The following is an 11,357-nucleotide window of genomic DNA, read 5'->3' on the forward strand; positions in this document are numbered from 1 at the left end:
TTCCTTCAGTAGACGGTTTGGAACACGCCGCTCATGGCAACGGGTGCCTGGCGGACTGGGTTAAGCATCTCGACGACACCAGCGACGGAATTCGCCAGATCGTCGTGAGCGTTTGGACCGTGATCGATCGATTCCCGGCCACCGCGCGCAACGCGACGTTCAAGGCCGACGATCTGGTTGATCAGCTTGTCGTCATCGAGCAGATCGACGCTGCCGCTGTTCAGGAGTGGCAGAAGATCCCGGTACAAATCCGAGCGGGGCTTGTCGGCTACGCGATACGTGATCCCGTGCTTGCGGAACTGTTCGCGCGGCCACTCGCCGGCATATCGATCGCCCGTAACTGACGAGATGCCGTAGCTCTGCAACAAGGCTGCAAAGTCCGACACGACAGCTTCAGGCGAGAATGGCGGCTTGCGCTCCCGAGTGGCATCAAGCACCGCCTTGCGGTCCTCCCTGTGGCCTATAGCCAGCGTCATTGAGTCGTTGCTGCCGCCTGACGCGTCGACAAAGGCTTTGTAGGCCATGCCTGCCGGTGCACGCTCCGTGACATTCAAGCTGACGCAAGCCTCAACCACTTCGCGGGTGACAAAGGCCTCGATGTCAGACCGCCACTCGGCAAGCCATTCCGCCGAAGCCGCTGCATGATCACGTTCAAGAGCAGCGTCGACCACGGACTGACGAACGGTCGGGTTCATCTCCCTGGTGGTGGCCTTCCAGACGAGCGGGGTTCCATCCTTGCCCCAATAGCGCCTGTAGGCGTCCCACAGGGCACCACGGCGCGCATAAGGAGACGAGGCACAGAGCAGCATCGAAGTGGGGACGGTGGCCATGCCAGGCCTCACTGCGTCGAGGATGGCAAAGTCTGGTTCTGCCGCGTCGTCGGTGCGCCAGAACGCGATCTCATCTGCCAGGACAGCCGCATAGGTGTAACCACGCGTCGAGCGGAACGATGCAGTGCCAACCTCGATGGTGACTGAATTGTTCAGGTCGAATGAGTCTGCCGTTTCCCGATCGATCAGCAGTGCCAGGCTGGGGATGCCGGTCAACATCGCCTTGATGTAGCGGACAATGACGCGGGCTTGCCTGCGATCGGCTGCGATCACCAGGACAGTGGCGCGCTCGCCTGGTGCAAGGTATTGGCGGTAGTCAAAGAAGCAGGCCAGGAACACCGCAACGAGGGCCATCACGAACGACTTGCCGCCACGGCGCCCGACGATCAGCCAAGCCTCGCTGCCGGCCTCTGTAGGGGCTTCTGTGCGTCCTGTGTGGTGCTTGAACGTCGCCAGTTGATCGTCCGACATCGGCAGGCCGAAGAAGGCCGCGAGGAAGGCGAACCACGAGGCGTAGTTGTCCCGGTTCTTGAACCAAGGCGCAAAGAGCAGCTGGCTTTCACAGGCTTGCAGGATGTTCATGCGGCGTGGCCCGCAATGATGTCCCGAAGCGTAGGCGTGACATCCTTGGCGCGGCGTTCCAGACCGATGTCGGCAAGCAGGCGACGTTGCGCATTGGTCAGGGCCATGAACTCGGCCAGGTCCACAGGATCACCCGAAATGTACGCCGCGCCGGCATCCTTGATCATGGCGCCGAGCAAGGCCGCACTGTCCACGATCTCGCGCTTCATGGCCGACAGGCGATCGATGCCGCCAAGGTCTTGGGCGATCTGGTCGCGAAGCTCGAATGTCGCCTGGGCTGCCCTGGTGCGGCGGTCCAGATCGTCGAGCGTACGCAAGCGGGCTTTCGGCCCTTTCGAGGACGCAACAGCCTGGCTTTCTGTGTCTATCGGGTCGGTATCTGCGAGCAACTTTTGCAACCTCGATTGCGGACTTAGTGCGGACACGCTCTGCGATTTGCAGGATAAATGCAAGTAAAATCAATAGATTGTCATAAACTGACAACTGATAATACATCAGTGGCACAGTGCTGTCATGGCTCGACTTAAGGCGGCGGAGGTGATCTTGCCGCTTGTCGGCAGCGGAGAAAGATGGGGCGTGTCCGGGCGTGCGTCGGTGTCGCTTTTATCGCCCTTTTCCCAGATGACTTTTGCATCACCTGAAATTTGCACCGCGTGTTTGCACCGCTACACCCCACACCCCTTAGAGGGTGGTGGTGATGCAGTGCTGTTGCAACGGTTGCCACACCTTGCATCACTAGTGGGTGATGCAGTGATGCAGATAAGCCGAAGACACTCATGCCGGATCACCGCAGGCATAGAAGCGGCGTTCTATCCGGTTGCTGTCCAAGCGCGTTTCGATGGCAATAGCGCCCGTATCCTGCCAGGTGCGAAGGATGCCCTTTACCTTGCCCCTAGCGGCCTTCTGTGACCCTGTGCGCTCGTTTGCCTTCCTGCCATTGCCGGCATCAAGATCCAGCACCTTTGCTACGGCATAGCCGCCCCATTCCGGCGATTGCTCGCTTTCCCGGTAGTCACTGGCGGCAAACATGGCCTGGACACGCCGTAGGTGATCGGGCGTGACATCATCGAACGGGTTCGGTGGCGTCCACTTGTCTACGGCTGCAACGTTGTCCCCATTGGCAAGGGGCACAGAGACAAGTTGATACCAGTCTCGTTTATCGGCCGGCGGCGCCATGTTCTGCTTGTCAGCGAGCATGAAGAAGAACCGGCGAGCCTCGTCAACGCCTAGTCGGGTCGCTTCCTCATCAGACATGCGGTTGATGACGCGCACCGCCCTACAGCCATCCACAAAGGCGCTGCCGCCTCGTGCGCTGTCCGCAGAGATGGCATCGCCATTGAGCTTGCGGGAATGGTGCACCAGCTCGACCGAACAGTTACCGCGACCAGCTACACGGCCCCATGCTTTAACCGCGGAATCGATCGCGGCGTTGTCGTTCTCGGGAAGGCCATGGCTGCTGACGAATGGATCAATAATCAGCACGTCGATCCCGTTCGCGACTATCTCGGCGACCAGGGCATCAATTACCGGATCGGCAACCGTGATCGTGTCCTTGACCTTGCGGGCTATGACCAAGGGCGTGTCACGTCCCGAGTTGACGAACATCTTGCCGGCAAGTTCTTGTGGATCGATGCCGTGGTGAACGACGGAGGCAGCAAAGCGCCGTTCAACCTCTTCGGTCGGGTCTTCCAGGTTCCATATCCAGGCTTTGAGAGATGCCAGGACAGGGGTGATTCCGAGTAAGGCGCGGCCCGTGACCATCGACAGCGCATCAGTCTGCACTACGGATGTCTTGCCCATGCCGCCGGGTGCAACCGTGCCGGTGACATAGCCCCTGATATAGTGCCCGCCGAACAGCCAGCGACGTGGCGGAATGGTGGCCGGATCACGCCAGACAAACGGCGCGGCTGCGATGCGAAGTGGAGGCGCCTGTTCGCGCTCATATGCTTCTATCGGGAGGATGACGGAATTGTTCATGCTGCCGCCCTCCAGCCTGTCCGCACATAAAGCTCGGGCAGTTGCGGCGGGTGCATATGCCGCTTGTAGAGGAACAGCACCTTTTCATCGACGGAGATCCGGGGGCAGTCGCGGAGGCGATCGAAAGCCCTCGTCCAGTCGAGCACGACAATTCCATCACGCTTGGCCCTAAGCCAGTCGAGAGGGTTCGAAAAAATGTTGAGATGACCATCGTAACTGAAGGTGCCGGGATTATAGATGTCATCCTCGCCGAGCGCGAATGCGCGGCGCAGATCGGTGGCAAGTTGACCGGTGCGGGGTTGCCAGAACACAACGTCCTTGGCTTCCTCGAACACGAACCAGAAAACGCCGTTCTCTACCGGTTCGAATGTGCCATCGGTGGCGCGCTCGCCTTGGGCTAGCAGAATGCATTGCGGGTGATACATCGCCCTGACGGGGACGCCATTCTTCACCAGCCAGTCAATGTGCTGCTGGTGCGGGGTGTCGATGGTTGCGATCATGCATGAGCCCGCCCATAGACATGCTCGGCGACGCATCGCGCGAGCGGCCAGGACAGATCAAACCGATCGCGGATAGCGTTGGCTTGCAGCAATCGACCGATGTGAGTATCATCCAAGTCATCGATCCTGCCGGGAAGCATATCGATCATATGGAAGCCGGTCGCGCGTAAGCCGACCGGTTTTTCCATCTCGGGGGCGTTCATCGGCGCCCCCGGTTGTTATAGGCCTCAGCGGCGACGGCGCACGCCTGTTCCGTGGTCAAGCCGAACCTGAAACACAATTCTGAGATAACCGGGAAGGCGAGTTTCTGGCTTCGGAGGCGATCGGCGAGCCATTGGGCGGCCTCGTCAAGCACAGCGGAATGCTGATGGTCGGCAAGCTTCGGACCCTCGTGCATCATGCCGCCCTCCGACGAGGATTCGGCTTGCGCTCCAGCGCTTCGATCCAAGCTTTGACAGATGACACGCGATAAAGAATGCGGCCACCAAGTTCGACATATGGGAGTCCATCTGGCAAATGTTGCCACCGGATCAATGTCCGCTCGCTGACCTTGAGGTCGGCAGCAAGGGAAGGGCGGTCTAGGTAGTCGTCAAGGATGCTCATGCAAGCAAGCTCCATTCAAGGCGCTCGCAACGGCTTCCGGGGATCAATCCAACACAGAAAAGCCGGCGCAGCGCGGGTTAAACGCTTGCTTCCGGCTCGACTTTATCGATCTGAAAATGTGTCGCCGGAAGATCCATGGGAACATCCATTCCCGTGCGCCTGTCTTCCAGGCATGGCGCTATCCGGCGCAGAACACCGACGAATCATCCGACTGTCGGCAACGGCAATATCGGTCACCTTTTGTTCTTTTACAAGCCCCCCCACGACAAGTCTTGGCGAGTTGTGTCAATCGCCACGAATTGCGACGACTTCAGCACCCTTGTCCTTGGCCATGACAATCGAGCCGGCCCGTTCCGTTGCGGCTCGCAGCGGATCATCCATCAAATGGCTGTAGCGGGCCGTAGTGGCGGGCTGGGAGTGTCCGAGCAAGGCGCCGATGATTGGCAGCGACAGTCCGGCGCTGGCGAGCACAGAGGCGTAGGTGTGGCGAAGGTCGTGAATGCGGGCTGATGGCGTGACCACAATCTTGTCCCCCACGGTTTCGGCGGTGACGATACCCGCGGCGATGCAGACCTCTTTCCACTCCGCCTTGATCTCGACGCGGTGATCAGAGCCGCGTCCGGGGAATACGTACACCGCATCGTCCTTAGCCTTCTCGCGAAGTTGAGTCAGCAGGAGCCGGGCAGGGGCCGACAGTGGGACGCGGTGCATGGTCTTCTGCTTCGTGGTGGCGCCCGGCTTGGTCCAGACGCCAGCAGTGAGGTCGAACTGGTCCCACTTCGCCGCCTGTACCTCGCCACGGCGTGCGCCAGTCAGCAGCAGCAGGCGGAAAATGTTCGCGGCCTGCTGGTCCTCCAGCGCGGTCAGCGCCTCGGTAAGTTTGGCCAGTTCGGCCGGGGATAGATAGCGGTGACGCTTCTGCTCATCGTTGCGCTCAATGCCTTTGGCCGGGTTATCGTTGCGCCACCGCCATTTGATGGCCAGACCAAACATCTTCGAAAGAACGGCCACCGCCCGGTTTGCCAGATAGGGCGCGGTCTTCGACATCTTGCGGTGCAGGCTGTCGATGTCGGTAAACTCGACCTCGGCCACTTTCTTGTTTTTCAGCGCCGGCAGGATGTGGTTCTTGATCAGCGCCTTATAATCGCGGGCAGTCGAGTCGCGCTTCTTGGTGAGGTGCTCTTTTTCGAAACGGTCACAGAGATCTGCAACCGTCTTCGCTTCCCTTACCGACTGCAACTCGCCCATTGGGTCAGAGCCAACATCGATGCGTCTCTTGAGGTTCTTGGCTTCCTCGCGGGCAGGGGCACACTTCCAATCCTCGAAAGAGCCGATCGTATAACGGCGCTCCAGGCCTGACTTGGTGCGATAATTGAGGATGAACGCCTTCGCGCCTGCGGCGGTGACGCGGATCCCGAACCCCTTTATCTCATCGTCATATGTAATCTTGTTGCCGCTGGCCGGCGTCGGAAGGGTCTTGATGCTGGCATCCGAGAGTTTCACGGCTGGCTCCTGTGTCCGCACTGTGTCCGTCAACTCGACGGCTATTCATGTGCGGTGATTGTCTCACAGTGTCCTGATTTGTCAAAGAGTGTCCCTTTTGAATCAACAGGTTATGTGCGGACACGTCATAAAAGTGAACGAAAGCAAGGAGTTGCGAAAATGCGCCGGAATGAACTTTTAATCAGTAGGTCATGGGTTCGAATCCCATCGCGCTCACCAAAACTCCAAGAAACCGCTGGTCAGCGAACATCTCGTTTTTCTCGGCGAACGCTATGAGCGGCATTGGACCTCGAACGCCGCGCACGTCTTGGTCGACTTTTACCTAGAGCACTGGAAATGGTTGATCCCGACCACACTCACGGCGATTGGGGCCGCTGTCGCCATCATCCATATCTTCTATTGAAAAAGCCCGCCACCGTGAGGCAGCGGGCTTAAACCACTCTCGGTATATTCAGTCTAAAGGCTCGTCGGGACAAACCACGGACTGGTGCCATACCCTAAGTGCGGATTATAATGATCCAGGAAGTTTGCGGGCCCATTTGACGGTCGCGCAACAACGACGCCGCCTGTCGATTTGCAATCCAGTTTCGGGGTCGGCTTGCTTCCAGCCTTCATATGAGCTGCAGAACACGAGGTTGCAGCCTGAGCGGTAGCCACCTTGTTCTTCGCTTTTGCAACAGCTGCTCCGGTGGCGACCAATACCATTGCTATGCCAAAGACAACGAGTTTCATTGAAACGCCCTCATCCTGCCAATCCGAAATGATTGCGCCTAGTTCACGTTACGTCAAGTGCCAGTAAACAAAGCCCGCCACCGTGAGGCAGCGGGCCGTCTAGACAAATTGTTCACTCGGTCAGGTCAGAACCCCTTCGTCCTTGATGGTCAGCACAGTGCGCCAGCTAGGCTTCTCAAAGACGCTGACCACGTAGGTTGTTACCGGCTTGTCGGTCATCTTTTACCCTGTGCACTCAAAGGCGGCGCCTCTGTCTTAACGCTTACTCAACCTGTCTTACATTAGAATACTCTAATGCGATTCTCCATCCTGCTTTTTTGCATGGGGGCCTTCTTCTGTTGGGATTTCGCCGCCAACGAAGGGGAATTCACCACTAGGCTTGGTATGCGAGTTGCCAACCTGATCCAAACGTCAGGGCTTTGAAGGTTTTGGAAATCTCACGCGTAAGCTGCCAGCGTCATTGCTTGTTATGATTCCCTCCTAGCGCAAACGCGGGACCGCGATTCTCACCCACCCCTTGCCTTGCCGTAGGCGTTTGGGCTGGTGTCCGGCGTGTAGCTCAGGCCGACGTCGTTCCCGTTGCATTTCTTGCATCGAAGCTTCGGGCTGATATCCCATTCCATGGCTGGTGCATCGGGGCCGAAGCGGTCGCGAAGCTTCACCAGGTCGAGCTTTTGCTTATGGTGACGCCGGCTACCTTGCCACGAAGAGATTGCTCGCAATGCATCTATGGACCGGGCAATAATCTGTGTCGGTCGTCGGCACGCCTGCGCCAGTAGCCACCTCGCCAGGACCGCATTGCTTCTGCCCGCTGACATAGAGGTCGTAGCGCGTCAGGCTGAGGTTGAATATGGAGCGGTAGCGAATGACGGTGGTGCCGTCCTGCTTCAGTAGTGCCTGAACTTCGGCGCAACTCAGGCCGGCGATATCCCTGCGCTCTTGCGCTTGAGCCTGCACCACGAGGAAGAGTAACGGAATTGCAATCGCGATCGGTTTCATGGCGCCCCACCGGCGTTTTCGCCCGACCGATGGTGTAGACTTGACCAACCGATATGAAAAGCCCTCTGCTTTGGCCTCGCCAAAGGACGACATGCGGCCGGTGTCGTCGATGGTCGAGAAAATCCTGACCATGTACCTGCGCGACAAGGGCTACCAGGAAACTCGCTGGTGGCCTTGCAATTGGGCTCGAAACACCGGTCGGAATGGCGATTGCAAGGTAAGTCCGCCGCTGCCGGTACATCCGCGGTCAGCGACGGCGCCAAGGCAAGCCCCGGCGATCCCTAGAAATGCCACGCCAGCGCCAAAACGACGCCAGCCGAGAGCATGAACGCCTGCCAAGGCGTCACATTATCGACCATTGACTGACCTCAGTGGATCTCGGATTGCAAGCGAAGCCTGCCTGCGCATTTCAGCCTGGCTCTCCTTAGAGACGGATCCGCCGCCTGGTACGGTGATGTATTGCTTGACCTCGATCGGACGCGCACCACCGCCTCCAGACGACCCACGGCGCTGGTCGCTTATCTGGTCGTTGTCTGCGATGATCACACGCTCGCGGGGCTTCTTAAAGAATTCGACCTTCTGGGTGTCGCCGGAGTCTCCGCCAATCATGCCGCCAGTCGAGAAGCCATAGACGGCGCGATGAGCGATCTGCTGCGGTGTAGCGGACAGCCCCTGCGCGCCATACCCGATGATGCCGCTTACGTTGTGGGCGTTGGACCTGGCGGTTGCCAAAGCCTTCAGATACGCCGGATACAGAGGGTTTAGGGCCTGTAGGCGGTTAGAAGCGAGTTGTACGTTTTCAGAAGCTCCGCTTGTGCTGCCCGCCAGGCTTCCACGATCACACCATAGGCTAACGCGATCACACAGTTCACAAGTACCTACAAGCGGTCGATTTTTTCAGGGATGTAGCCACTCCAAAAGCCCGTCGCGGGTCGCTCCTTTGGCGGGTTTTCATTGATCGCGGAGTGGTTTGGGGCCACGGCGTCCGGCTTTGTTGACCGTCAGCGCCCTTTCTTATCCGTCGGCGTGATTTCCGAGTTCCGTAATATCTTGCGACTATATTAGAGAAGGCGCATGTTTGTCGTAGAGCAGTCTCAAATCTCAGCGACGGAGCCAAACAGTGTGTAGCAACTGCGACGGTGGAGGGGTTGGCCGGAGGGATTTCCTCAAAGTCGGCGCGGGACTCGTTGCGTTCGGTTTTGGTGGAGCGTCATGGCCGGCGCGCGCGGACGAGAGCGCGGCGCCGCAGCTGACCCTCGATGAATCACTGGCTGCGCTGAAATCCGGCAATGAACGCTATATCAGCCACCCGGAACTTTGCTCGACCGACCTTGCCGCGCAGCGGAACGCTGTCGCCACACACCAGGCCCCCTGGGCCACGATCATCAGTTGCGCCGACAGTCGCGTTCCGCCGGAGCTGATCTTCGGCGGCCATGGTGTTGGAGAACTGTTCGTCGCCCGGAATGCCGGCAACCTCGTCGACACCGCGACGCTCGGCACGGTCGAATACGGCGCGGCGGTGCTCGGCTCACCCTTGATTGTCGTCCTGGCGCACACAAGTTGCGGAGCCGTCAAGGCTGCGTGCGACGTGGTCACCAAGAATGCGACCTATCCCGGCGCGATTGGCCCGATGATCGAACCGATCCTGCCTGCGGCGATCGCAGTGCGCAGCCAAGCGGGCGATTTCGTCGACAACACCGCCAAGGAGAGCGCGCGGAGGACGGCGATGCGCTTGACCGCTTCGAGCAAACTGTTGGCCGGTCTTACCAAGGCGGGAAAGCTGAAGATCGTCGCGGGGATCTATGATCTCCAAACGGGTGCGGTGACCTACATCGAATAACACACCACCCATACGACGCCCGACCCGCCGCGATCGACCTTCAGCCGCGCCGCGACAGATGGACGTCGAGTACGGCGGCCTTCTTTGCAATCAGGCCTTCCAGATCCGCGTCCGACCGTTTGGTGCCGGTCCGTTCGCGCAGCAGCGAGATCACCGCGCTCATTGAAAGCGGCGCAGGCTGGGCAGCCAGAATGGCATCCACCGCGCCGGCAACATCCGGGGTCTCCGTGGGTGCTCGCATGGTCGGTTCCTTTCTGTCCAGGCCGGCCTCGGCGATATCGGCCGGTGCTCTGACACCGCGATCGAAGACGACTACCAGGCCGTTCTTGACGGCGAGGGCGGCGACCATATCGTCGAGCTTGCGGTCTGAGAGGGCTGGATCCGTGGGTTTCAACCATCCTGCGGACCACCCTGGCAGCCTGATCCGTCGACACGAAGTCATAATGCCGTTTTCTGGCCTCGACATATTGTTCGATGATCATGCCCAGGCGTCGGGCTGCAATATCCCTGGGTTCTTGCGCATCCTTCGGTTCTTGCACCTGGGCCTCCTTGGGCTGCCGTGCGTGCAAATTCGGCAGCCCACAGGAAATAGGGCGGCGGCCAGGTCGGACATCAAACACTCCGCTCATTCGGCGCATCTGCCAATAAGGCAGGAACGATCCCGCGGCTGAAGCATTTCGCTCCATGACCAGCTCATTGAGGGAAGGCCGGGCCATGAAGATCGCCCATGTCGCACCATTGTACAGAATCCGTGCCGCCAAGGCTCTATGGCGGCACCGAGCGCATCATTTCGTATCTTACCGAGTCTCTCGTCGACCTCGGCCACGACGTGACGCTGTTCGCCAGCGGCGACACCAAGACCTCCGCCAGGCTCGTGCCATGCCGTGAGCGGGCGCTTCGTCTTGATCCCCGTCCGTTGAAATCCGAGATCGCGGCGCATCTGTCGATGCTCGATGAGGTCAGGAAAAGGGCCGACGATTTCGACGTCATTCATTTCCATCTCAGCCATTTCCTGCATTTCCCGTTTTTCCGCGACATGCCGCAGCGTACGGTGACGACGCCACATGGCAGGCTGGACTACGCGGACCTCGCACAAGCCTATGATCGGTTCCCACGCTTCCCGATGATTTCGATATCCCGCAGCCAGCGGGCGCGGTTCGCATCCGCGAACTGGCTGGCGACAATCCACCACGGCCTGCCGGTCGATCTCTACGAACCCGATTTCGAGGCAGGCTCGGATGGCGGCTATCTTGCCTTTCTCGGCAGGATGTCGCGCGACAAGCGCCCGGATCGGGCGATCGAGATCGCTCGCCGCACCGGCTTGAAGCTCAAGCTCGCGGCCAAGGTTGGTGACGACGACCGCGCTTATTTCGAGGAAGTCGTCCAGCCGATGATCGATGGCGACCAGATCGAATATGTCGGCGAGATCAATGAGCAGCAGAAGACGGCGTTCCTCGGAAACGCCGCCGCCCTGCTTTTCCCGATCGATTGGCCGGAGCCATTCGGCCTTGCCGTGATCGAGGCGATGGCCTGCGGGACACCTGTCATGGCCTGGAGTTGCGGCGCCATGCCGGAGATCGTCGACCACGGCGTGACCGGTTTCGTCGTCGAGACCATAGAGGATGCCGTTGCCTCCATGCCGGCTCTCCTGCAGCTCGACAGGCGGCGCATCAGGGCGGTGTTCGAGCGGCGCTTTTCAGCCCTCAGGATGGCTCAGGACTACGCCGCCGCCTATGCAGAGCTGGTCGACGCCGGCGGTCACGTAAAGGCCTCGTAGCCGAAATGCCTTTC

At 59.5% G+C, this 11,357-nt stretch carries 11 protein-coding genes and 1 pseudogene; 2 read left to right on the forward strand and 10 right to left on the reverse strand.

The genetic code is table 11. From position 1 onward, the window contains the following. Positions 1-5: 5 nt before the first annotated feature. The 9 genes from AC56QX_RS22610 to AC56QX_RS22650 form a co-directional block, all read right to left on the reverse strand. Positions 6-1,412: a hypothetical protein gene (locus tag AC56QX_RS22610; RefSeq protein WP_497110725.1), complete on the reverse strand. Its 1,407-nt coding sequence runs from the start codon at positions 1,410-1,412 to the stop codon at positions 6-8. Beyond that, complete coding sequence (locus AC56QX_RS22615; RefSeq protein ID WP_497110726.1) at positions 1,409-1,729, reverse strand: hypothetical protein; 321 nt, start codon at positions 1,727-1,729, stop codon at positions 1,409-1,411. Before AC56QX_RS22615 ends, AC56QX_RS22610 begins: the two co-directional genes overlap by 4 nt. Positions 1,730-2,186: 457 nt before the next feature. Continuing rightward, positions 2,187-3,389, reverse strand: a complete 1,203-nt coding sequence (locus AC56QX_RS22620; protein WP_497110727.1) for an AAA family ATPase — start codon at positions 3,387-3,389, stop codon at positions 2,187-2,189. Continuing rightward, positions 3,386-3,889 (reverse strand): hypothetical protein, encoded by a 504-nt coding sequence (locus tag AC56QX_RS22625; protein ID WP_497110728.1) that lies wholly within the window; start codon positions 3,887-3,889, stop codon positions 3,386-3,388. The genes AC56QX_RS22620 and AC56QX_RS22625 overlap by 4 nt, the downstream gene beginning before the upstream one ends. Then, entirely contained in the window at positions 3,886-4,092 is a 207-nt protein-coding gene (locus AC56QX_RS22630; protein WP_497110730.1) for a hypothetical protein, read from the reverse strand. Before AC56QX_RS22630 ends, AC56QX_RS22625 begins: the two co-directional genes overlap by 4 nt. 193 nt (positions 4,093-4,285) lie before the next feature. Further along, positions 4,286-4,492, reverse strand: a complete 207-nt coding sequence (locus AC56QX_RS22635) for a helix-turn-helix domain-containing protein (protein WP_497110732.1) — start codon at positions 4,490-4,492, stop codon at positions 4,286-4,288. Positions 4,493-4,777: 285 nt separating this feature from the next. Continuing rightward, positions 4,778-5,995, reverse strand: a complete 1,218-nt coding sequence (locus AC56QX_RS22640; RefSeq protein ID WP_497110733.1) for a tyrosine-type recombinase/integrase — start codon at positions 5,993-5,995, stop codon at positions 4,778-4,780. A gap of 1,425 nt (positions 5,996-7,420) precedes the next feature. After that, the gene (locus AC56QX_RS22645) at positions 7,421-7,858 is read right to left on the reverse strand and encodes a hypothetical protein (RefSeq protein WP_497110735.1); all 438 of its coding nucleotides are present in this window, start codon (positions 7,856-7,858) and stop codon (positions 7,421-7,423) included. A gap of 216 nt (positions 7,859-8,074) precedes the next feature. After that, on the reverse strand, positions 8,075-8,458 hold the full coding sequence (locus AC56QX_RS22650) for a hypothetical protein (protein WP_497110736.1): 384 nt from the start codon (positions 8,456-8,458) through the stop codon (positions 8,075-8,077). 388 nt (positions 8,459-8,846) lie between these two features. Between AC56QX_RS22650 and AC56QX_RS22655 the strand changes: the two genes are divergently transcribed. After that, on the forward strand, positions 8,847-9,566 hold the full coding sequence (locus AC56QX_RS22655; RefSeq protein WP_497110737.1) for a carbonic anhydrase: 720 nt from the start codon (positions 8,847-8,849) through the stop codon (positions 9,564-9,566). Positions 9,567-9,606: 40 nt separating this feature from the next. On the opposite strand, the gene AC56QX_RS22660 is transcribed toward AC56QX_RS22655, so the two are convergent. Continuing rightward, a complete protein-coding gene (locus AC56QX_RS22660) occupies positions 9,607-9,960 on the reverse strand; it encodes a hypothetical protein (RefSeq protein ID WP_497110738.1) in 354 nt (117 codons plus the stop codon). Between the two features lie 320 nt (positions 9,961-10,280). On the opposite strand from AC56QX_RS22660, the pseudogene AC56QX_RS22665 reads away from it, so the two are divergent. Beyond that, positions 10,281-11,343, forward strand: a pseudogene (locus AC56QX_RS22665) (glycosyltransferase family 4 protein). The last annotated feature ends 14 nt before the right edge of the window (positions 11,344-11,357 follow it).

The organism is Mesorhizobium sp. RCAM 06353, assembly GCF_059683585.1.